Below are 21,703 nucleotides of genomic sequence, written 5' to 3'. Positions count from 1 at the left end.
TTTCAATCCTTATTGACCGCCCGCCGCCGGGGCAGCCGCCGCCCATTCGCTGAGCGCCTTGTCGAAGGCGGCGATGCCGTCATTGCCCTTTTGCAGGGTCAGAAGCGCGCGGCGACCGTTGCGATAGGAGACCGGAATATCGATCCAGTTGCGGCTCTTCAGCAGCTCCAGATTGGTTTTCATCGCATCAGGGAAGTCGTTGAGCGCAATCATGTGGAAATCGTCGGTGATCTTGGCCGGAACCGCGATCAGGGCATTGCCGCGATCCTGCTCGGTGCTCTTCATCGCGATACGCTGGACGCTGTCGATCGCCCCGCCTTCAAAGCCGGGCGAAACCGAGAAGACGATCTCGATCAGGTGGCTGGCCGGCAACGACGGATCGGTGTTGCGCTTGAAGGTAATAAGCGCACTCAAGCCCCGGCCGGGAACCGTGATCTGGCCCTGAACGGTCGGAGACGGCTTGCCTTCCGCATCATTTTCCTGCTGCAGCGACCAGGAAACGCTGCCCTGAATGGCTGTCGGAACCGTCTGGCCCAGCACTTCCTCGTAAAGGAACATGCGATCGCCGGTGGCGGCAGCGGCAGGCTGCTGGGCCGGCGGCGTGCCGGCCGGTGTTCCATTGGGCGTTCCGGCGGGCGCACCGGCAGGATTGGCAGGAGCCTCACCCGCAGGCGGCGGCGCAACGTTCTGTTCGTAAACCGACTGGCCTTCTGCCGTAACCGGCTGGCCGTTCGCGCCCGGCGCTGGTCCCTCGTCACGCTCGGTCCCGTCAGCCAGAAGCCGCTGGGTGAACTTCGTGCCGGTCACGGAACCATCGTCGCCATGCGTCGGCGCCTGGTGATTTGCCGGCTGCTGCCCGGTGGCGGGCGGCGGCTGGGTTGCAGGCGGCGTCGATGTCTGCGCCTCACCTGTCGGAGTATTGGCCGGAGGCGTCTGGGTCTGACCGCCATTCTGTGCCGATTGCACCAGCCCGCCGACCATGTCGTTCAGGGCGTCGCGGTTCATCCACAGCGCATAACCGCCACCTGCCAGAAGCCCGGCACCGACAAGGGCAAGCACCAGCGAAGCATAGTTGCGGCGCGGCTTCTTTTTGACCATGTAAGCGGGCGTCGCAGCACCTGCGCCCAAAGCGGGCGTATCGTCCGCAGTTGCCCGGCTGGACGACGACGCGCCGTCATAACCGATCAGCTCGTCCAGATCGTCCCAGGGGGTGCGTTCCTTGTTGTCCCTGGTCGATGCCTGATCGCCGAAGGGATCGTTATCGGCGCGGGGCAGCGCAGGCGCATCCTTTGCAGGAATGGCAATATCCGTGTCCTGGAAATAGGACGAGAAATCCTCAACGACGGCCGACTTTTTCGGGGTCGTATCGTCCGTCTGACGCGGTTCGGAAAAATCATCCTGCCGGCCGAAGACCGGATCGTGATCCACTGCCGCATGGCCGAAGCGGTCATCCGCATCGCGCTTTTCCGGCTCGAAATTCACCGCCGGGTCCTGATAATGCTGCGCGGCATAACCGGCAACCAGCGGGCGCTCGTCCGTCTCGGCACGCACATCGGCATAGTCGTCAGCAGGGCGCACATCATCGTCGGCCTGCGTTTCTTCAAGCTTGCGCCAGTCGTCCTCATCCACGGGCTTTGCCCAATGGGCGGGAACGGACGTGTCTTCTTCGCGCGGCGCGGTCTCGAATTCGCGATCGTGCTCATCCGCCGAGCGATAGGCCGGTTCTTCCTCCGCACGGGTGAAATAGGTTCCGTGCGTCTCATCGGAAACGACAGGAGCTACCGGAGCGGGCGCTTCATAGAGCTCTTCCGGTTCACGGTCTTCTTCCCGCTGCTCCTCGTAAACCTGCTCATCCTGCTCGGCTGCCGCGGAAACGGGCGCCTCGTGGCGAGGCTCTTCCTCAACGGCGGGTTCTTCATAAGCTGGCTCAGGCTGTGCGATCTCAGTCGCGGCCGGCTCTTCCGCCTCGACAGGCTCGGGGGCATGGGCCACCCGATCTTCGTCGATATCGTGCTGATGGTAGGGCGCAGGCGCTGCCGCCTCTTCGGCAGTGGAAGAGAATGCATCATCCTCCTCCAACGCCGGAAGCGCCTCGGCATATTCGCTGTCCACTTCGGCAATGGCGGCGTCCAGCTTGGCGATCTGCCGGCGCAACAATTCTTCCGGCGGACGTGGCTTCATATTCTCGAGTTGGCGCACAACCGCACTGCGCGCCTTGTCGTAAACCTTCGCCCGGTTTTCGGGAGTATTGCTCGCCAAGCCATCCACGGCCTTGCGAATGACTGCTACAAAATCCGCCATAAGCACTTTCTCGTCGCGGCCGGCGACGTACCGGCCCGATATGGTTTATGAATCTAGATCGCCGAGGACATTAATCCTCAAACGGATCAGTCACAAGTATGGTGTCGTCACGCTCCGGACTTGTCGACAGGAGTGCGACAGGCGCTCCGATCAATTCCTCGACCTGACGGACATATTTGATTGCCTGAGCAGGCAAATCCGCCCATTTTCGGGCACCGACGGTCGATTCTTTCCAGCCTTCCAGCGTGATGTAGATCGGCTCGACCCGCGCCTGCGCGCCCTGGCTTGCCGGAAGATGGTCGATTTCCTGCCCGTCGAGCTTGTAGCCGACGCAGATTTTCAGCTCATCGAGACCGTCAAGCACGTCAAGCTTCGTCAGCGCTATGCCGGTAATGCCGTTGGTGGCGACCGACTGGCGCACCAGTGCTGCGTCAAACCAGCCGCAGCGGCGCTTGCGGCCGGTGACGGTGCCGAATTCATGGCCCTTTTCGCCCAGGAACTGGCCGATCTCGTCATTCAGCTCGGTCGGGAATGGGCCTTCGCCAACGCGGGTGGTGTAAGCCTTGGTGATGCCGAGAATGTAACCCAGCGAACCCGGACCCATGCCCGAACCGGCAGCGGCCTGGCCGGCAACAGTGTTGGACGAGGTCACATAAGGATATGTGCCGTGGTCGATATCGAGCAGCGACCCTTGAGCGCCTTCGAACAGAATGCGCGCACCGGCGCGGCGCTTCTTGTCGAGCAGCAGCCAGACGGTTTCGCTGAACGGCAGGATGCGCTCGGCAATCGAGCCAAGCTCTTCCATGATGGTTTCATGCGCAACTTCGGCAGCGCCGAAACCGCGACGAAGCGCGTTGTGATGCGTGAGAATGCGATCGACCTTGGCGGAAAGCGCCTCCATGTCGGCCAGATCCATGACGCGGATGGCGCGACGGCCGACCTTGTCTTCGTAAGCCGGGCCGATGCCGCGACGGGTGGTGCCGATCTTGGTGCCGCTGTTGGAGGCGGCGTCTTCACGCATGCCGTCCAGTTCGCGGTGCAGCGAAAGAATGAGGGTGGCATTGTCGGCAATGCGCAGGTTTTCCGGCGTGACCTTGACGCCCTGCACTTCCAGACGGCCGATTTCAGCGATCAGCGCATGCGGATCGACCACGACGCCATTACCGATGACGGCGAGCTTGCCGGGACGCACGACGCCGGACGGCAGAAGCGAAAGCTTGTAGCTGATGCCATCGATGACAAGCGTATGGCCGGCATTATGGCCGCCCTGATACCGCACGACGACATCTGCCCGCTCGGACAGCCAGTCGACAATCTTGCCTTTGCCTTCGTCGCCCCATTGCGAGCCGACCACCACAACATTCGTCATTTCTTGCTTTCCTGCTCATGGCGCTTGCGCGCCCGATAACCCGATGGGAAACCCAAACCCGCGAATGTATACTGTGTTGTTTTACGGAAAGCGACCCTGTTTCTTATGGAGAATTTTGCTTTTTCCGTGACAAGGCGCGGATTTCCCGCATTATCTCGCCCCGTGGGGGGCAAGCGCGGGCGCAAGACCGCCATTCACCCCTTAGCCGTTATCCCGCCCCGTGAAGAAGCGAAACATCAGCGTGCCCTCCAAAGCCTACATCGCCCTCATCATCGCCACGCTCTGCTGGGGCGGCAACACCGTTGCCGGCAAACTGGCCGTCGGCCACATCAGCCCCATGGCCTTCACCTTCCTGCGCTGGGTCTTCGCCGTCGCCATCATCTTCGCCATTTCCGTGCCGCAGCTGATCAAGGACTGGCCGGTGGTGAAAAAGCGCCTGCCCTATTTTTTCGTGCTCGGCAGCGTCGGTTACACCGCCTTCAACGTGTTTCTCTACACGGCCCTGCAGCACACCTCGGCCATCAATGCCGCCGTCATCCAGGCCGGTATTCCCATGGTCATTTTCGTGCTGAATTTCATCCTGTTCCGCACCCGCGTGCTGTTCGGCCAGATCGCCGGCTTCTGCCTCACCCTTGCGGGCGTGGCGCTGCTCGCCTCGCATGGCGATCCGGTCTCGCTGCTGCAACTGGAAATGAATGCGGGCGACGCCATCATGCTGCTCGCCGTGCTGGTCTATGCCATCTACACCGTTATCCTGCGCTGGAAACCCACCGTCGACTGGCGCACGCTGATGGCCATACCCGCCTTTTTCGCGCTGCTCACCTCCGTGCCGCTGGTCTTCTGGGAAATATCGCGAGACAGCGTCGTCTGGCCGGATCAGAAGGGCTGGGTGCTGGTGGTCTATGCCGCCATTTTTGCGTCACTCATCGCGCAGATCCTGTACATCAAGGGTGTAGAACAGATCGGCGCCAACCGCGCCGGCCTCTTCATCAACCTCGTGCCGGTCTTCGGGACATTGCTGTCAGTTGTCGTCCTCAGCGAAACCCTGCACACCTACCAGATCGCAGCACTCGTCATGGCGCTGGCCGGCATTGCCGTGGCCGAACGAAAAAAATCGCCGGCTCCCTGATCTAAACAGGATCAGGAGAAACCGGCGCAGTCTGGCAGGCATGAAAAGATGGGCTTAAAGCGCGGTTTCGCGCTCAGCAGGAGAGAAGTGGGCATTGCCGAGAACAATGTCGCCCTTGTCGGTGGTAACGATCAGCACTTTTTCGAGCGATCCGTCATTGTTCAGCGAAAAGGCAAGGCGCAGTGCGCTCGAAGACCAGCCGGCACCGGCAAGGGCCGTGCGCTTGATGGCGGCGCAATCACCACAATCCCCAAGGCTTAACGAAGGCGTTGCCGGGACATCGGTTGCGAGGCCGGAAAAATAATCATCGAGCGCGCCCATGGTGGCGTTCACATCGCGGTTGACGCGCAGCAGCTCATCACGGCGCTCGCCGTTGAGCGGCGCAGCAATCGTCGAAACACACTGGCCGGCGGCAAGAACGCAGCCATCGAAACCGCCGGGAGCCGAAACACCGATCTGCGTTACCGCACTCTTTTCGACGGCGGCAAAACCACGGGCAAAACCGGCAGCACCCGCCGCATCGGCATGGGTGGACATGGAAGCAACGACAATTCCGCAGATGGCAGCAGCAATAATCTTCTTCAACATTTCACACCCCGTTTGGCGATCCGCCGACTTGTGCCGGTCTCGATTTCTGTTTTTGGAAGCGTCTCTTTTCAAAGGCGCTCTCCGTCTGTGATCCCACAATGGCACACGACTGTTTTCGACCGCTTTAAGCCGATTGCTACAATTTTATCGGTTTTCATTTTTGTACAGCGATCGCTTTTTATTCAAATATGCGCCGATATCACCGCCCCAATTCGGAAGCAGTGTTGAGAGGCGATAAATGGGCCGCATCGCTGCGGGGTATTGAACGGATGGTTGAGGGTTTGCAGGCGATGCGGCCCCGGTCTCAACATATACGCCGCCCGCCAAACCGGTTCCTGTTTGGAGGATGGACATATGCCGGCCGCCTCAACCGTGACATCGGGAAATTCCCCGGTTTTGGCCGCCTGCCCCGCCCATCTTGCGCCGCGCGCACGCTCGATGACCGGATGCGGCGATTATAGCGGGGCAGACCGGGCCGGGAATGCGCGGGGATGAATGTCTTGAAAAAAGGCGCGCAGGCGAAGCTGAGCACACGCTTTCGCCCCATCCCGGACACAGGAATTTTCAGCGGGTTAACAGGCTCTTGATCGGCGGCATTTGAATTAACCTTGTCTTAAAACCCGACGTTAATGGTTAGCAATTTAAGAATAGCGGAACGAAAGGGTTCCGTTATGCGTGGCGTATTGGCCGTAGTTTTTCTGATGCTCGTTCTTGCCGGCTGCGCCACCGCACCGTCGCAGGTCACCAATGCCTGTGCGATTTTCGAGCAGCGAAACGGCATCTTCAACAACTGGCGACGTGATGCGAAAGCGGCTGAACGGGAGTTCGGCGTGCCGGTGCCTGTGATGATGGCGACGATCTATACCGAATCCGCCTTCCGCCCCTATGCGCGGCCGCCGCGCACCAAGCTCCTGGGCTTCATTCCCTGGACGCGCCAGTCCAGCGCTTATGGTTATGCCCAGGCGCTGGATGGCACATGGAGTGTCTACCAGCGTGAAACCGGCCGCCGGGGAGCAAGCCGCACCGATTTCACCGATGCCATCCACTTCGTCGGCTGGTATCACGCCAAAAGCCGCCGCGAAAACGGCATTTCGCTGAACGACCCCTATAATCTCTACCTCGCCTATTATTCCGGCCATGCCGGTTACGCCAAGGGCAGCTGGCGCAACAATTCCGCCGTCCAGAAGGCCGCCCGCCGCTCCGCCAACATGGCGCTGCGTTACGAGGCGCAGTTGCAGCAATGCGGGTATCGCTGAGGTTGGGCGGGAAGAGGCTCGCTGATGTGGAGCCGAAGCCCCCACCCGGCGTAGAACGCCGATAGTGCAAGTGTTACTCCCCGTAAACCGCCAGAAATTCCCGCACTGCATCGATCTCGCTCGAGCGGATTTCATGCCCGCCCGGATGCCATAGCGTTTCCACGGTTCCACCCTGCGCCTGAAGGCTCCGTTCCAGCGCTGTCGTCAGCGGCACCGGGCAGATCGGATCGCGCTCTCCCGCCGTGATCAGCACCCGGCGTGACGATTTGGCTGGGGAGATCTTCGGCTCGAACGGGATCAGCGGATGCATCAGCACTGCGGCATCGAAAAGCTCGGGCTGTTCGATCAGCACATTGGCGAGAATATTCGCGCCGTTGGAAAAGCCGAGACCGATGATTGGCCCGGACTGGTAATGCGCACGGTTCGCCTTGACGAAATCGGCCATCTTCACCGTTGCGCGGGCAAGATCGGCCATGTCGTAAACGCCCTCTCCCGTGCGCCGGAAGAAACGCGCCGCGCCATGTTCGGACACATCGCCGACGGGTGAGAGGACGGTGGCCTGCGGCAACAGCCGTGCTCCGAAATCAAAGAACTGGTTCTCATCGCCGCCCGTGCCATGGAGCACGAGGAAAAGCGGCGCGCTGGCCGCACCAGCGCGGGATTTGTGGAAATAGGTGTCCTTGGTCATGGGATAATCCTTTCTGGAAGGAAGAGGTTCAGCGATACCCCGCGGCTTTTTTCAGCCAGGCGGAGCAATCATGTTGAGGGAGCGAGCGCCGCTTGTTTCTTCTCCCCGCCGGGGAGAAGGTCGCGGCAGCGGGATGAGGGGGCAAGCTCTCGATCTATCGCTGGCGTTGCCCCCTCATCCGACCCTTCGGGCCACCTTCTCCCCCTCGGGGAGAAGAAAGACGCGGCAACGTCCTGGCAAACGCAATCGAGGGGATTAAACCGCCTTCTCATCACCCAGCGGCTCCAGCTGCTTTTCCAGCTGGGCGCGCAGATGCGCATGCTGGCTCGGCAGCTTCAGCGCCTCGCCGAGATGGGCGGTGTCCTCGTCACGGTCGAAACCGGGTTCGTTGGTGGCCACCTCAAACAGCACGCCGCCGGGGGTGCGGAAATAGATCGCCCAGAAATAATCGCGGTCGATGACAGGCGTCACCTGATAACCCGTATCCATCAGCGCCTTGCGCACTTCCAGCTGCGTCGCCCGGTTTTCAACCGCGAAGGCGATGTGGTGCACCGACCCTGCGCCCAGCCGTGCGCCGGAGATATTCGGCATGGTTTCGATGTCGATGACATCAGCACCATTGCCGCCCGGAATGCCCAGACGCAGCACGCCGTCTTGACGGTCCACTTCCTGATATCCCATGAATTTCAACAACTCGGCAGTCGCCCCTTCATCGCGAAGACGCAAGGAGGCACCCTGAAAACCGTGGATCGCCTGATCTTCACCAACGCCATTGCCGGTCCATTGTGCGCGGGCATCATCCTTAATCTCGACCAGCGCAAAACCGTCTCCGTCAGGTCCGGCAAAATGCAGACGTTTATTGCCGAAGGCTTCATCGGCCTTCAGGCCATCCACGCCGGCCTTCGAAAGACGCTCCTGCCAGTAGCCGAGCGAGCCTTCCGGAACGGAAAACAGCGTCGAGCCCACTTCGCCGGTGCCGGGACGGCCACGGGCAATATGCGGGAATGGGAAATAGGTCATGACGGAGCCGGGCGTGCCGAGCTCATCGCCATAATAGAGGTGATAGACGTCAGGCGCGTCGAAATTGACGGTCTTCTTCACCCGGCGCAGGCCGAGCGTATCGGTGAAAAAGCCATTGTTCTGGCGCGCACTGGCCGCCATTGACGTGACGTGGTGTAGGCCCTTGATCTGGTTGAGCATGATAAACCCCTTTTCGCCTGGCAGGCCTCGCAATCGGGCCTGCCCTGTTCATGGCGTAAAGATGGGGCAAGGGACGCGCCGGGGATAGATCGAACAACAGGAACGGATTGTTCCCGATCAGTGAACAATAAAATTGACTGTTCAATCAGCCGTCCAAGGCAACCTCAATGATCGTCGGCAGCGCCCATCGTCCAGTAACCGACAGCGCGCAGCGACGCCTTGGGGAAGGCGATCTCGTCGGTCAGGAAGGATTTGGCCGCCCTCGCCTCGGATTTTTCGCAGGCGACGAAGACATGCAGGCCCTCGTGGTCCGCACTCCAGGCATGCTCGCGCAGCGCCTTTTCGATGAGGCCGGAGGTGCCGGCAGGCTTGCCGCGACGATAAAGCCATGTCCATTCAACATTGGCGGCGCAGACAATCTCCTGCCGCTCGGCCTCGTCGTCAATTTCGGCGTAGACGCTGAGCGTCTTGCCAACAGGCATTTCGGCTGCCATGCGCAGCATCACCGGCAGCGCGGTTTCGTCACCGGCAAAGACGTAACGCTCCGCTTCCGGGCAAGTGCCGCTCGGGCCGATGATGCCGAGAACATCGCCCGGCTTTGCCGTCGCGCCGAAGGTTGCGCCCGGCATGTCATCACCCTCATGCATGACGAAATCGATATCCACCTCGCCACGACCAATATCGCCGGAACGGATGGTATAAACGCGCCGCATCAGAAGATCGTCGCCGGCCGGCCAGACGATGGCGCCTGTGGGTGCGAGATAAGGCCAGACCGGCGCGCGGGCCTGATCGGGCACCAGAAGCAGGCGCACATGCATGCCGCCGGTCACAAGTCTTTCGATGCCGCTTTCAACCGATACCACCAGCCGGCGCATATGCGGCGTGAGGTTATAGGCGCGGGCAACCTTGCCGATGAAGAGATTGGGCAATTCACGCTGATAGGCCCCATGGCCGCTCCAGCGGAAATCCAGCCCCGTTTCGCCGGAAAACTCGACAATATGCTCGGCCACCATGGCCTTCACCGACATCAGTATATGTTCGGAAATGCAACTGACCCGCGCGGCAAACCGGCCACCTTCGGCACTAAAGCTGCCATGGCCATATTCGGTCTTGAAGCGCACCGTCGGCCCCTCTCGCTCCATCTCCATATGCTCGGAAAAATGATCTTGGAAAGCGTCAACGATCGACAGCGGATCGGGCAGCGAGACGGAGGTTTCTGCAGACAGGAGAGACACGGGCATAATCCTTCACTTTGTAGTCCGGTTATCTTTAATCCCGACAACCGCAAAGCGTAAAGGTATTTATGAGTATCTAAAGAAGGTTTTTATCGCTTCCCGCCGTTTCCGGCAATTGCCAGTCGATCGGCTGGCGACCGTGGGAGACGAGAAAGGCATTCGCCTTGGAAAAATGGCCATTGCCGAAAAAGCCGTTATGGGCCGAAAGCGGCGAAGGGTGCGGCGAGCGCAGCACCAGATGTTTTTTCTGGTCCACGAAGGCCGCCTTTTTCTGGGCATAGGAACCCCAGAGCAGGAACACCACATGGTCGCATTCGTCATTGACGGCGCGGATGACGGCGTCGGTGAATTTCTCCCAGCCCTGCCCCTGATGCGAGGCGGCGCGGGATTCTTCCACCGTCAGCACGCTGTTAAGCAGAAGCACGCCCTGTTTCGCCCAGCTTTCCAGAAAACCGTGCCCGACCGGGCGAATACCGAGATCGGCCTGCAATTCCTTGTAGATATTGACGAGCGAAGGCGGAATGCGCACGCCGGGCTGGACTGAAAAACACAGGCCATGCGCCTGGCCCAGCCCGTGATAGGGGTCCTGCCCCAGAATGACGACCTTGACCTCATCGAGCGGCGTCAGATCCAGCGCCCGGAAATACTCGGCGCCCTTGGGAAAGATACGCTTGCCGGCGGTTTTTTCGGCAAGCAGGAAGTCTTTCAACTTGAGCATGTAGGGGCTGGCGAATTCGGCGGAAAGAACGCGTTTCCAGCTATCCTCAAGTTTGACGCCTGCCTCTGCCATGCCCGCCTCTCCCATGATCTTTCCTCTAACCTATTTGAACCGGTTGCCGCGCTGCAATACCTCGATCTTGTAACCATCCGGGTCGCAGATGAAAAAGTATTTCGCGAAAGGCTGGCCCTTGTGTTCAGCCTCGATGATCTTGCCGGGAGACAGGCCGATCTCGGTGAAGCGCTGATGCTCCGCATCCACATCGGCAACGCTGACGGCGAGATGGCCGTAACCATCACCCAGCGCATAGGGCACTTCGCGCGCCCGGTTGACGGTCAGCTCCAGCTCGAAATCGCCCTCGGCATTGCTGAAATAAATCAGCGTGAAATTCTCGAACTCGGCGCGTTCCGCAATCTCAAGCCCGAAAGCCTGTTTGTAAAATTCCACCGAACGCTTTTCGTCCAGCACCCGGACCATCGAGTGGATCAGCTTGGCCATGGTGTTTCCTTCTTCTTAACCCGTGGTGGTCCGGTTATGCTCCGGACATCGCGGCCCAAGGGGATAAAGACTGAGCGTCGCGCTTTCAACCCTAAAGGCGACCTGCGACGGCGCGTAACGGTTCGATCACGCCAAATGTGATGGCAAAAACCGCCGGTTTTCCCGGTCTGGCGAGGGCCTGCGGCAACAAGGCTCGCGGTTTTCTCACACCCGCTCTATCATGAGTAGATAAGTCATGATACCGGCATAGCCATGCGCCTTCTGTACCTCTGTCTTGGCTGGCTTATGGTCGCGACCGGCATTGTCGGCGCGTTTCTCCCCGTTTTGCCCACCACGCCGTTTCTGCTTCTGGCGCTCTGGTGTTTTTCCCGCTCTTCACCCAGGCTCGAGGCATGGCTTCTCAGCCACCCCAGATTCGGCCCTTCGCTTCGGCGTTGGCGCGAACGCGGCGCAATTGCCCGCAAGGCAAAGATCGCCGCGCTTTCGGCCATGACGGCAAGTTTCGCCGTTTTCTGGTTCTTCAGCGACCCGCCGCTTCTGCGCGCGGTGATCGTCGGTGCCGTCATGCTCGGTTCGGCGCTCTTCATCGCCACCCGCCCGGAAAGCTGAGCGGTTTTCTCCTAGCGATGCCGCGACTGCGGCAGAACGTAAGGAATATGCCGCGCCGGCAACCGGCTGACGACGCCGCCAATACCATAGACCCTTGCAATCGTCTCATCGCTGATCGTGTCGAGCGAGGGACCGCTCGCCGTCACCTGACCGCCATGCATGACGATAAGTTGATCGGCAAATTCCGCCGCCAGGTTGAGATCATGCAGGATGGCCAGCACCAGACCGCCACCGGCTGCGAAATCGCGGGCCGTTTCCAGGACTGCGATCTGGTGGCCGATATCGAGACTTGCCGTCGGCTCATCGAGAAACAGCGCCCGCACCTCGCCGTTTTCCACCGGAAAAGGCACCTGTGCCAAGGCGCGTGCAAATTGCACCCGCTGCTGTTCACCGCCCGACAGCATGTTGTAGGAGCGCTGCTCGAAACCCCTCAAGCCGGCCTTGGCAAGCGCCCGGCGGGCCTGTTCATCCGGTGCACGCGAGCCTTGCGCCACCGCCCCCATGCGCACGATTTCAAACGCGGTGAAAGGAAAGGCAAGTTGGGTATTCTGCGGCAGCACCGCGCGCAGGCGGGCAAGCTGCACCGGCTTGAACAGCGGCAGGGCGATGTCGTTATAGGTAACCGAACCATGCTCTGGAGGCAGCTCACCGCACAGAACCTTCATCAGCGTGGATTTACCCGCACCGTTTGGGCCGATGATGACATTGACCTTGCCCGGTTTCAGGTCGACGCTGACGTCGTCCAGCAAGCGGCGACCGGAGCGGATGAGGGTGATGTTTTCGGCCCGGATCATGACGCGTTCCGCATGGAAAAGCCGCCGCGCCCAAGCAGCAGAAACAGGAAGACCGGTGCGCCGATCAGCGCCGTGACGACGCCGATGGGCAATTCCGCCGGTGCCGCCACCGTTCGGGCGAAACTATCGGCCAAAAGCAGCAATGCGGCACCACCCAGCGCCGAGGCCGGCAGCAGGAAGCGATGTGAAGGACCAATGGCAAGCCGCAACAGATGCGGCACGACGATGCCGACAAAACCGATGGAGCCAGCCGCCGCCACACTCGCCCCGCAGGCGGCGGCAACCGCCAGAATGACGATCCGCTTCAACCGCTGCACCGGAATGCCCATGTGGAAGGCTGCCGCATCACCCAGAATCAGCGCATCCAGCCCGCGTGCGACGAAGGGAATGATGGCAAGCACGATGATGATGAACGGCAAGGTGGCGAGCACCTTGGCGGGCGTCGCCCCGCCGAGCGAACCGAGCGACCAGAAGGTGATGTCGCGCAACGCCCGATCATCGGCCATGAAGATCATCAGCCCGGTCAGTGCGCCGCTGATTGCCGCAACAGCAATACCGGCCAGAATAAGCGTGGTGGTGGAGGTGGCGCCGTCCTTCGTAGCGATCAGATAAAGCACCCAGGTGTTCAGGAGCCCACCGAAAAACGCCATCAGCGGCAGAAAATGCGGGCCGAAAAACACAGCGACCGTGGCAAGCGCACCTTCCCCGAGAGAAATGGCCGCGACTGCAAAGAGCGCGGCACCCGAGGTGACGCCGACAATGCCGGGATCGGCCAACGGATTGCGGAACAGGCCCTGCATCATCGCACCGGAGACGCCAAGCCCCGCGCCGATCAACATGCCGAGCGCCGTGCGTGGCAGGCGCACCGCTTCGAGAATGATTTTGTCACGGGCGTCGAGCTCAGCCGCACCGCCGGTAAGATAAGCGAAGAGTTCAGAAATGCCGACGCCCGTCGGGCCGCTGACAAGCGACACACCACAGGCAAACAGAAGGATGCCGACAAGCACGGCAAGCGTGACGACCCCCTGCCGGGATCTGTCGCCGGCAACCCTGTCCTCAGCGGAACTCAAGGCAGCAAGGCTCACGGCTTTACCGTCTCCGGGTAAAGCTTGGCTGCCAGCTCACGGCCGGCAGCAGGCGTGCGCGGGCCAAAACCGATGAGATAAAGCCCGTCCATGCTGATCAGCGCCTTTTCAGCGGCGGCCGGCGTGGACTGGAAGGCGGGCAGCGCAAAAATCTCGGCCATCTTGCCGGCATGGTCGCCGCGCGCCATCGTCAGCACGACATCGGGTGCGGCGGCGATGACCGCCTCATCCGTCAGCGGCTTGTAACCGCTGATTTCCTGAGCGGCATTGATACCGCCGGCCATTTCGATGATCGCCGCAGCTTCCGTATCCTTGCCCGCCGCCATGACGCGGCCGCCGGCGCTGGAGAGCACGAAAAGAACGCGCTTCCTGTTCTTTTCAGGGACAGTCGAAACATCCTTGGCAAGCGCATCCAGTCCGGCCCTGGTCTCCGCCGCCAGCGCCTTAGCCTTGTCAGAAAGCCCCACAGCCGCGCCGATATCCTCGATCTTCTTCGGTATCGCATCGCCGCTTGGCGGCGTATCGACGGTGACGAAAGGCACCGCGCTTGCCTTGAGAATAGCAACGACATCCGCCGGACCGGAGCCGTCTTCGGAGAGGATGAGATCCGGTTTCTGCGACAGAATGCCTTCCGACGACAGCGCCCGCATATAGCCGATGTCAGGCTTGGAGAGCGCATCAGCCGGATAGCTGCTGGTGCTGTCGCGCGCCACGATACGGTCCTGCGCACCCAGCGCATAGAGGATTTCCGTCACCGTTCCGCCCACCGCGACAATACGTTTCGCCTCCGGATTACCCTTGTCCGAAGCCGTGGCAGCCGGCGCGGCAAAGGCGATTGCGGCGGGCACAAGTGCGGCGAAAACAAGCGGGCGAAGGCGAAAATTCAACATGGCGTTATCCTGAAACACGACCAAACACGGGCGGGCGCGGCTTTGCCCGCACCATTTAACTTGAGTTATTTGCACATGTTTATGAGCCGCGCAATCAATAAGTGGAGTAATTTTGTTCGCTTTGTCGTGAGCCTCTTCCCAACGTCGCCGCGGCTGGATATCCTGACTGAAACAGGAAACTTAAAGGGAGAATTCCATGTTTATCGCAATGAACCGTTTTCGCGTCGTACCGGGTTACGAAGAAACCTTCGAATCCATCTGGCGCGAGCGCAAATCACACCTCAGCGAATTGCCGGGCTATATCGAATTCCACATGCTGAAAGGCCCGAAGGCGGACGACCACACGCTTTATGCCTCGCACACGCTCTGGGCCACCAAGGACGATTTCCTTGCCTGGACGAAGTCCGAACAATTCCGCGCTGCCCACGCCAAGGCCGGCGAAAACCGCGGCAAGGTCGAATATCTTTCCGGCCCGCATTTCGAAGGTTTCGACGTCATCATCCATGAAGACAAGAATGGCGAACGCCGTTCGATTGCCGCCTGAGACCCGCCCGATGAGCATTGCAGCCCAAAAGACCGACGACGACAGGCAGGCCCGCGCCATCGCCGCCCTTGCCGAAAAGCCTGACGGCATCGTCGAAGCCATCGCCGCCAAGGCCGAGGTGACGCCGGCCGAAATTCTGGCGATCCTGCCGCAAGGTGCGGCCGTTTCCGCTGCCGCGGATCAGTTCGACGCGATCTGGAACGAGATGCGCGGCTGGGGCGAAGTCCTGATGATCGTGCAGACCGGCGATATCGTGTTCGAAGTGCCCGGCCACCTGCCGGAAGGCACGGAAAGCCATGGCTGGTTCAACATCCACGGCGACAGCCCGATCGGTGGTCACATCAAGAAGGACAATTGCGCCACGATCACCTTCGTCGATCGCGGTTTTCACGGCCGCCGCTCCTGTTCCGTCTGGTTCATGAATGCCGCCGGCAGCGCCATGTTCAAGATTTTCGTCCGCCGCGACGAAAACAAGGAATTGCGGGCCGAGCAGCTGGCGAAGTTCGAAACGCTGCGGGACGGTTTTCGCGACTGAGGCTTCTGGGAGGCCGCCACGGTAAACGGGGTGGCCTCTCTCGCGGTCCGTCGGTGATCAGCAACGAACGAAACAATGACATAGAACAATTAATTATCGTTTTACAATAAAAAATATTGCAAAATCGATATTCCTGATCGAGATTGGCCGTCGTCGGCCGAGCCGGTCGTCATTTGTACAAAGGAATTTCGATAATGAAGAAATTACTTGCCATCGCTGTGGCGAGCGCCCTGCTGCAAGCCTGCATTTTGTTGGTTCCCGCCCAGGCAGCGGGTGGTCAGGACCCCGCTGCGGCGGAACGCACCTTGCGGACCGTTCTTGAAGAAGCGCGTAGCGGCAGCCTCAACCTTTCGCGCTTCGAAGACGATATCGTCGCCGACGTCAGGGCCAATGCGGGCGCGGTTTCCGGAGACCTGAAACGCCGTGGCAAAGTGATGGCTGTGCAATACCTTGGAAAAGAGACGACCGAAGCGGGCGATCTCCATAAATTCAAGGTTACCTTCGAAAAGGGCCAGATGCTCTGGTCGCTCAGCCTCAACGGCCGGGGCCAGATCACCAATATCGACATGCAAGCTCGATAGGCCTAACCAAGCATGCTGGCGGGAGAGGGTGCAACCCTCCAGCATGCGTAACAGGATTTCGGCGCAGGGTGCGACCTCGATTGACGTTATAAATTTATCGCCCTACATGAATTGGAGGAACAGGAACCACGGGATCACCTGATGACCGACCCCTCCGCCAGCCACCGCATAGCGCGTGTCAGCCGTATGCTGATATGCCTCGCCTTCCTTCTCGCGAGCCTCCTCATCGCCAGCTATGCCGCCATGTGGACGGATGCGGAAAGCCTGCGGGAGGTGATCGAAAAGCAGATCCTGCCGCCCGCCACCCCTTATCTGCTGACGGACTTCGTTCGCTTTTCCGGTTTCGTCATCGGGCTTCTGCCGCTTCTGGCAGCACTCGGGGGCCTGTGGTTCGCCACCCATCTTTTCCGCCTCTTCGAAAGAGGCGAGATATTCACGCAGGCCTCGGGCAAGAGACTGATCCATATCGGGGTTACCCTCACAGCACTCCTGCCGGCGCAGATCATCATGACCGGGTTGGTGTCCTTCCTCCTGACGATGGGCAATCCGGTTCCGAGCATCTCCTTTTCTTTCGAGAGCACGCAAATGCTTGCGGGCTTTGCCGGCGGTCTGCTGATTGTGGTGGGCTGGGTGCTTGGAGAAGCGGCGCGCATCGCTGACGAAAACCGTGAATTCATCTAGGAAACGCCCGTGCCGATTATCGTCAATCTGGATGTCATGCTTGCAAAACGGAAGATGCGCTCGAAGGAACTCGCAGCCCGTATCGGCATCACGGAACAGAACCTGTCGATCCTGAAATCCGGCAGAGCAAAAGGCGTGCGCTTCGAGACCCTGGAAAACATTTGCCACGCGCTGGATTGCCAGCCCGGCGACCTTCTCGAATACAGGCGGGACGCTCTTGCTCTGGCGGAAGATACCGAGGACGAAGCCTGAAGCGCGCGAACAGACACCTTTGGTTCATCGCCCGTTCAGTGCCGTTTTCTATCATCCGCTGAAATTCGAACGGAGCAAGCACCATGAACGACCGCCAGCCTCTTCTTTCGCGCCGCAGTTTTGCCGGGCTTCTCGCGCTCGCCCCGCTTTTTGCGGCGGGCAGCGCGGCGGCCGCACCGGCAAGCCTGCGCGGCAGCGTTTCCTATCGTGAGCGCATCGCTCTGCCGCCGGGCGTGACCGTGACCGTGCGCCTGATCGACGTTTCGCTGGCGGATGCGCCATCGCAGACGATTGCCGAAACCACCGTCCGCCCGCGCGGACAGGTGCCGGTGCTCTTCGTGCTGCGGTATGACGACCGCGATATCCGCGACCGCCGCTCCTATGCGCTGAGCGCCGAAATCCGTGACCGCGACCGGCTGCTTTTCACCACCACCCGCCGTTATTCCGTGCTGACCGGCGGCCGTGACAATACCGATCTCGTGCTGGAACGCGTTGGGGCAAATCCGGGCAGGCCGGAGCCGGAAGCCGGTATCGACGGGCGCTGGCTGGTGCAGGACATCCGTGGCGAGCGGGTTCGCGGCCGCCGTGAGGCGACACTGGAAATTTCCCGCGAGGGCCGCGTGTCAGCCAATGTCGGCTGCAACGGCATCGGCGGCGAAGTGAAAATCAGCCGCAACCGCGTCGATTTCGGCCGGATGATTTCCACCCAGATGGCCTGCGCCCCGGATATCATGCGTCAGGAACGGCAGTTCATCGAAGCGCTGGAGGGCGCGCGCACCTTCCGGCTGGAGCCGCGCCGCGGCACGCTGGAGCTGATGGACGGCCGCGGCCGCCCGGCCATGCGCCTGCGCCGCGCCTGAAGCCGGTAACCACCCTGTCGCAAGCGCCCGCCGCCGTGCTGGCCGTGGAACATTCCATGTCGCTTCCGGTACGGCGCGGGTGCCTTTCCCGTTTTATGACTTTGGCTGCGTTCGTCTTGGCGCTTTGCTCTGCCGCCAAGCTGCGCTATGGAACGCGCCAAACCGCGCCGGTTCATGCCGGCGCGACGTCTTTGAGGGAAAACGCATGACATCCTATGTTCTGACCGTAGCCTGCAAATCGACCCGCGGCATCGTCGCCGCGATTTCCGGTTATCTGGCGGAAAAAGGCTGCAACATCGTCGACAGTTCGCAGTTCGACGATCTGGAAACCGGCAAATTTTTCATGCGCGTCTCCTTCATTTCCGAAGAGGGCGCGTCTCTTGAGGCCATCACCGAAGGCTTTCAGCCGGTTGCGAAAAAATTCGGCATGGCGTCGGATATCTATCCCGATGGCCAGCGCATGAAAGCGATGCTGATGGTGTCGCGTTTCGGCCATTGCCTCAACGACCTTCTCTACCGCTGGAAGATCGGCGCGCTGCCCATCGACATTGTCGGCGTCGTCTCCAACCATTTCGATTATCAGAAAGTGGTGGTCAACCACGACATTCCCTTCCACCACATCAAGGTGACGAAGGAGAACAAACCGAAGGCCGAAGCCCAGCTTATGGACCTGGTCGAGACCAGCGGCACGGAACTCGTCGTGCTCGCCCGTTACATGCAGGTTCTCTCCGATGACCTGTGCCGCAAGATGTCGGGTAAAATCATCAACATCCACCACTCCTTCCTCCCCTCCTTCAAGGGCGCAAACCCTTACAAGCAGGCCTATGAGCGCGGCGTGAAGCTGATCGGCGCAACGGCCCATTACGTTACCGCCGATCTCGACGAAGGCCCGATCATCGAGCAGGACACCGTGCGCGTCACCCACGCGCAATCGGCCGAAGACTATGTCTCGCTCGGCCGCGATGTGGAAAGCCAGGTGCTCGCCCGCGCCATCCACGCCCATATCCACCACCGCACCTTCATCAACGGCAACCGCACCGTGGTCTTCCCGCCAAGCCCGGGAAGTTATGCTTCGGAGCGGATGGGTTGATGCGTCCGTCATTGACGGAATGACAACCATAGTTTACATTTGGCCATGCTCACGATCCGGGAAACAAGCGAGTTTGCCGATTGGCTGGCGGGTCTGCGCGATCTGCAGGCGCGTGCCCGCATTGCACGGCGCATTTACAGGCTGGCAGATGGCAATCCCGGAGACGTAAAGCCGGTCGGCGAAGGCGTCAGTGAGCTCAGGATCGATCTTGGACCCGGATATCGGGTCTATTTCATCCGGAACGGCGATGTCGTGATCATATTGCTGTGCGGTGGCGACAAGGCATCCCAGTCCCGCGACATTGCCAAAGCCAAGAAACTGGCCCGAGCGCTCAAGGAATGAGACCATGCCACTTGTGACACGCGACTACGATGCTGCCCGCTATCTTGATAGTGACGAAGCACTTGCCGCTTACATAGCAGACGCCACTGAGAGCGGCGACGCACAGGAGCTTGCCCACGCTCTCGGCGTCGTGGCGCGGGCCAAGGGCATGACTGATCTTTCGAGACAGACCGGCCTTCCCCGTCAGACTTTGTACAAGGCGCTCAGCGGTGAAGGAAATCCTGAACTGGCAACGATTGCCAAGGTGGCCGATGCCTTAGGCTACAGACTTTCCCTGGTAGCGAAATCATCCGCGGATACAGCCGCCTGACAAGCCCGCACCCTACGATGCCTTCTCCGTTCCACCAAACACCACTCGCGCCCTCAACCCGCGCCCGTCCGCACCATCCTCCAGCACCAACCGCCCGCCGAACAGCCCGGCGATCTCCTCTATGATCGCAAGGCCGAGACCGGCTCCGGGGGCGGCGTTGGCTTCGCCGCGGGCGAAGCGCTGGCGCACTATCGCGCGTTTTTCCGGTGGAATGCCGGGGCCATTATCTTCCACTTCCAGCCAGACGGCGCCCGCCTGCTCGCCGACACGGACGGTGACTTCCGCGCCGCGGCCGGCATAGTTGAGGGCATTGCCGACGAGATTGCCGATCAGCTCACCGATGAGGAGCGGCTCGGCGCGAATGAACGCCTCACCCTCGCCTTCGAAACCGAGATCGATACCGGCATCGGCCGCGCGCGGCACGAAATCGGCGGTTACGTTCTGCGCAACGGCCACGAGGTCTATCGCGGAAAAATCGTGTTTTTCGCTGGAGCCGGCGGCGTCGATATTGGCCATGCGCAGAAGCTGGGCAAGGATATGTTCGGCATGCGCCACTGACGCGCCGCCCTTCAGCGCCGCCGCCTGGGCTTCCTCAAGACTTCCCGCGCGGGCGGAAAGCGCCAGCTGGGTGCTGATGATGGCGAGCGGCGTGCGCAGCTGGTGGCTGGCATTGCCGGTGAAATGCCGGAGCGCATCCAGCGCCGATTGCAGCCGCACCATGAAGGAATTGACGGTTTCCACCAGATTTTCCACCTCCACCGGCACGGATTGGCGGATGGGATGCAGGTCGTTGGGGCTGCGCTCGGCAATGGCTTCGCTGAGCCGGTAAAGCGGCCTGAGAGAAATCGTCACCGCGATCCAGACGATGATCGCCGCCCCCACGATCATCAAAAGCAGGCGCAGCGCCGAACGCAGGATGATCGCTTGCGCCAGCTGGCTGCGGGCAATCGTGGTTTCGGCGACCGTGACGGAAAAGGGCACGGAATTGATGCCGGTGGAAGCAAACCGGCGGATGGCGGCGATGCGGATCGGCTCATCGCGGAACACGGCGTCCCTGTAAGCGGGCGTATCGCCGGCCGGGTTTTCCACCGTCGGCAGGTTCTGGTAACCGGTGAGGAATTGTCCGTTCGGCCCGTCGACGCGATAAAACACCCGGTCCTGCGCTGCCGATGTCAGCATTTCCAGCGCCACATAGGGAATGTCCACTTCCAGCGAACCATCCTCGGCCACCACCACCCGCTCCGCAATGGCGAGCGCCGAACCGGACAGCACCCGGTCGGAGACGACATTGGCGGTGTTGACCGCCTCGCGCCAGGTATCGGTGAGCGCAATGCAGCCGATGATGGCGGTGGAGATGAGAAGCCAGCCTAAAAGTCGCCGCCTGAGCGAATAGGCGGCCTGTCTCATTCAGCCATCTCCGGCAACTTTTCCAGATAATAACCGATGCCGCGCGCCGTCTTCACCGTCAGCCCGTGGGGAGCAAGCCGCTTGCGCAGGCGGCTGACATATTGCTCGATGGCATTGGCGGAAATATCGTCGTCGAAGCCGGTCAGCGACTGCACGATCGCCTCCTTGGCGACCACCTTGCCTGCCCGCATGAACAGCACTTCCAGCAGCGCCACCTCGCGTGCCGGAATATCGAGCGGACGCCCATCGGCCGAAAAGGTGCGCGATGTCAGATCGAACAGCACCTTGCCGAAACTCAGCGCGGAGGAGCGCAGGCCGGCATTGCGGCGCAGCAGCACCCGCACCCGCGCCTCGAATTCGGTAATATCGAACGGCTTGATCATGTAGTCGTCAGCACCCAGATCCAGCCCCTTGACCTTTTCTTCCGGCGTGCCGCGTGCTGTCAGGATCAGCACCGCCGCCTTGTCCTGGCGCGAACGCATGGAGCGCAGCACCTCGATGCCGTCCATTTCCGGCAGGTTGAGATCGAGAATGACCAGATCGAAACTTTCGGCCGCAATCGCCGCATCGGCGGAAGCGCCATCGGAAACCACGTCCACCGCATAGCCGCTGCCGCGCAGCAGTGCTGACAACCCTTCCGACAGCACCTGATTGTCCTCGACCAGCAAAATACGCAAATCTTCCTCCTGCAGCATTGCCGAGTTTAACCAAGCCCTTACCGCTTGTGAATGGCAAGCACCT

General features: G+C 60.8%; 25 protein-coding genes. 12 read left to right on the top strand and 13 right to left on the bottom strand.

Annotated features, from left to right (window positions below; genetic code table 11):
* Positions 1 to 9 precede the first annotated feature (9 nt).
* Together DXT96_RS22080 and DXT96_RS22075 are read right to left on the bottom strand one after the other, a co-directional pair.
* Complete coding sequence (locus DXT96_RS22080) at positions 10 to 2,301, bottom strand: hypothetical protein (protein ID WP_153516483.1); 2,292 nt, start codon at positions 2,299 to 2,301, stop codon at positions 10 to 12.
* 70 nt (positions 2,302 to 2,371) lie between these two features.
* Positions 2,372 to 3,670 carry an adenylosuccinate synthase gene (locus DXT96_RS22075; RefSeq protein WP_153516482.1) on the bottom strand — a complete coding sequence of 433 codons (1,299 nt, stop codon included), beginning with the start codon at positions 3,668 to 3,670 and terminating at the stop codon, positions 2,372 to 2,374.
* Positions 3,671 to 3,911: 241 nt separating this feature from the next.
* Here DXT96_RS22075 and DXT96_RS22070 point away from each other — a divergent pair, with 241 nt between their 5' ends.
* Positions 3,912 to 4,799, top strand: coding sequence for a DMT family transporter (locus tag DXT96_RS22070; protein WP_371418969.1), 888 nt, complete (start codon positions 3,912 to 3,914; stop codon positions 4,797 to 4,799).
* Between the two features lie 54 nt (positions 4,800 to 4,853).
* Here the strand turns inward: DXT96_RS22070 and DXT96_RS22065 are convergent, their stop codons facing one another.
* On the bottom strand, positions 4,854 to 5,387 hold the full coding sequence (locus DXT96_RS22065) for a transglutaminase-like cysteine peptidase (RefSeq protein ID WP_149899872.1): 534 nt from the start codon (positions 5,385 to 5,387) through the stop codon (positions 4,854 to 4,856).
* A 671-nt stretch (positions 5,388 to 6,058) separates the two neighbouring features.
* On the opposite strand from DXT96_RS22065, the gene DXT96_RS22060 reads away from it, so the two are divergent.
* A complete protein-coding gene (locus DXT96_RS22060) occupies positions 6,059 to 6,643 on the top strand; it encodes a hypothetical protein (RefSeq protein ID WP_153516481.1) in 585 nt (194 codons plus the stop codon).
* Between the two features lie 73 nt (positions 6,644 to 6,716).
* On the opposite strand, the gene DXT96_RS22055 is transcribed toward DXT96_RS22060, so the two are convergent.
* The 5 genes from DXT96_RS22055 to DXT96_RS22035 all read right to left on the bottom strand — a co-directional run bounded on the left by DXT96_RS22055 (position 6,717) and on the right by DXT96_RS22035 (position 10,982).
* Positions 6,717 to 7,331 (bottom strand): alpha/beta hydrolase, encoded by a 615-nt coding sequence (locus DXT96_RS22055; RefSeq protein WP_153516480.1) that lies wholly within the window; start codon positions 7,329 to 7,331, stop codon positions 6,717 to 6,719.
* A 255-nt stretch (positions 7,332 to 7,586) separates the two neighbouring features.
* Positions 7,587 to 8,531 carry a VOC family protein gene (locus tag DXT96_RS22050; RefSeq protein WP_153516479.1) on the bottom strand — a complete coding sequence of 315 codons (945 nt, stop codon included), beginning with the start codon at positions 8,529 to 8,531 and terminating at the stop codon, positions 7,587 to 7,589.
* Between the two features lie 164 nt (positions 8,532 to 8,695).
* Entirely contained in the window at positions 8,696 to 9,772 is a 1,077-nt protein-coding gene (locus DXT96_RS22045) for a siderophore-interacting protein (protein WP_153516478.1), read from the bottom strand.
* Positions 9,773 to 9,842: 70 nt separating this feature from the next.
* The gene (ung, locus tag DXT96_RS22040) at positions 9,843 to 10,556 is read right to left on the bottom strand and encodes a uracil-DNA glycosylase (protein WP_153516477.1); all 714 of its coding nucleotides are present in this window, start codon (positions 10,554 to 10,556) and stop codon (positions 9,843 to 9,845) included.
* A 30-nt stretch (positions 10,557 to 10,586) separates the two neighbouring features.
* Complete coding sequence (locus DXT96_RS22035) at positions 10,587 to 10,982, bottom strand: VOC family protein (protein ID WP_153516476.1); 396 nt, start codon at positions 10,980 to 10,982, stop codon at positions 10,587 to 10,589.
* 252 nt (positions 10,983 to 11,234) lie between these two features.
* On the opposite strand from DXT96_RS22035, the gene DXT96_RS22030 reads away from it, so the two are divergent.
* Positions 11,235 to 11,591, top strand: a complete 357-nt coding sequence (locus tag DXT96_RS22030; RefSeq protein WP_153516475.1) for a YbaN family protein — start codon at positions 11,235 to 11,237, stop codon at positions 11,589 to 11,591.
* An 11-nt stretch (positions 11,592 to 11,602) separates the two neighbouring features.
* On the opposite strand, the gene DXT96_RS22025 is transcribed toward DXT96_RS22030, so the two are convergent.
* From DXT96_RS22025 to DXT96_RS22015, 3 genes are read right to left on the bottom strand one after another with little or no spacing between them, the layout of a single operon-like run.
* The gene (locus DXT96_RS22025; RefSeq protein ID WP_153516474.1) at positions 11,603 to 12,385 is read right to left on the bottom strand and encodes a heme ABC transporter ATP-binding protein; all 783 of its coding nucleotides are present in this window, start codon (positions 12,383 to 12,385) and stop codon (positions 11,603 to 11,605) included.
* Positions 12,382 to 13,470 carry a FecCD family ABC transporter permease gene (locus DXT96_RS22020; RefSeq protein WP_371418968.1) on the bottom strand — a complete coding sequence of 363 codons (1,089 nt, stop codon included), beginning with the start codon at positions 13,468 to 13,470 and terminating at the stop codon, positions 12,382 to 12,384. The genes DXT96_RS22025 and DXT96_RS22020 overlap by 4 nt, the downstream gene beginning before the upstream one ends.
* Positions 13,467 to 14,360: a hemin ABC transporter substrate-binding protein gene (locus DXT96_RS22015; protein ID WP_153516473.1), complete on the bottom strand. Its 894-nt coding sequence runs from the start codon at positions 14,358 to 14,360 to the stop codon at positions 13,467 to 13,469. The genes DXT96_RS22020 and DXT96_RS22015 overlap by 4 nt, the downstream gene beginning before the upstream one ends.
* Before the next feature lie 196 nt (positions 14,361 to 14,556).
* Between DXT96_RS22015 and DXT96_RS22010 the strand changes: the two genes are divergently transcribed.
* From DXT96_RS22010 to DXT96_RS21970, 9 genes are all read left to right on the top strand, one after another.
* On the top strand, positions 14,557 to 14,904 hold the full coding sequence (locus DXT96_RS22010) for an antibiotic biosynthesis monooxygenase (protein ID WP_149899862.1): 348 nt from the start codon (positions 14,557 to 14,559) through the stop codon (positions 14,902 to 14,904).
* A gap of 10 nt (positions 14,905 to 14,914) precedes the next feature.
* Positions 14,915 to 15,439 (top strand): heme utilization cystosolic carrier protein HutX, encoded by a 525-nt coding sequence (gene hutX / locus DXT96_RS22005; protein WP_153516472.1) that lies wholly within the window; start codon positions 14,915 to 14,917, stop codon positions 15,437 to 15,439.
* A 194-nt stretch (positions 15,440 to 15,633) separates the two neighbouring features.
* Complete coding sequence (locus DXT96_RS22000; RefSeq protein WP_246670628.1) at positions 15,634 to 16,020, top strand: hypothetical protein; 387 nt, start codon at positions 15,634 to 15,636, stop codon at positions 16,018 to 16,020.
* Positions 16,021 to 16,161: 141 nt separating this feature from the next.
* The gene (locus DXT96_RS21995) at positions 16,162 to 16,701 is read left to right on the top strand and encodes a DUF2975 domain-containing protein (protein ID WP_153516471.1); all 540 of its coding nucleotides are present in this window, start codon (positions 16,162 to 16,164) and stop codon (positions 16,699 to 16,701) included.
* Between the two features lie 9 nt (positions 16,702 to 16,710).
* Positions 16,711 to 16,953, top strand: coding sequence for a helix-turn-helix domain-containing protein (locus DXT96_RS21990; protein WP_371418967.1), 243 nt, complete (start codon positions 16,711 to 16,713; stop codon positions 16,951 to 16,953).
* Between the two features lie 83 nt (positions 16,954 to 17,036).
* The gene (locus DXT96_RS21985; protein ID WP_153516470.1) at positions 17,037 to 17,813 is read left to right on the top strand and encodes a YbaY family lipoprotein; all 777 of its coding nucleotides are present in this window, start codon (positions 17,037 to 17,039) and stop codon (positions 17,811 to 17,813) included.
* A 205-nt stretch (positions 17,814 to 18,018) separates the two neighbouring features.
* Positions 18,019 to 18,903, top strand: a complete 885-nt coding sequence (gene purU, locus DXT96_RS21980; RefSeq protein WP_149899857.1) for a formyltetrahydrofolate deformylase — start codon at positions 18,019 to 18,021, stop codon at positions 18,901 to 18,903.
* Positions 18,904 to 18,948: 45 nt separating this feature from the next.
* Positions 18,949 to 19,245, top strand: coding sequence for a type II toxin-antitoxin system RelE/ParE family toxin (locus DXT96_RS21975; RefSeq protein WP_149899856.1), 297 nt, complete (start codon positions 18,949 to 18,951; stop codon positions 19,243 to 19,245).
* Between the two features lie 4 nt (positions 19,246 to 19,249).
* Positions 19,250 to 19,555, top strand: a complete 306-nt coding sequence (locus DXT96_RS21970; RefSeq protein WP_149899855.1) for an addiction module antidote protein — start codon at positions 19,250 to 19,252, stop codon at positions 19,553 to 19,555.
* Positions 19,556 to 19,567: 12 nt separating this feature from the next.
* Here the strand turns inward: DXT96_RS21970 and DXT96_RS21965 are convergent, their stop codons facing one another.
* Together DXT96_RS21965 and DXT96_RS21960 are read right to left on the bottom strand one after the other, a co-directional pair.
* Positions 19,568 to 20,962 (bottom strand): sensor histidine kinase, encoded by a 1,395-nt coding sequence (locus DXT96_RS21965; RefSeq protein WP_153516469.1) that lies wholly within the window; start codon positions 20,960 to 20,962, stop codon positions 19,568 to 19,570.
* On the bottom strand, positions 20,959 to 21,639 hold the full coding sequence (locus tag DXT96_RS21960; protein WP_010972345.1) for a response regulator transcription factor: 681 nt from the start codon (positions 21,637 to 21,639) through the stop codon (positions 20,959 to 20,961). Before DXT96_RS21960 ends, DXT96_RS21965 begins: the two co-directional genes overlap by 4 nt.
* Positions 21,640 to 21,703 lie beyond the last annotated feature (64 nt).

Origin of the sequence: Agrobacterium sp. ICMP 6402 (assembly GCF_009498615.1) — a bacterium.
Taxonomy (GTDB): Bacteria; Pseudomonadota; Alphaproteobacteria; order Rhizobiales; family Rhizobiaceae; genus Agrobacterium; species Agrobacterium burrii.
Note: the sequence above shows the minus strand (reverse complement) of the source record. Positions and strands in the feature narration are given on the sequence as shown.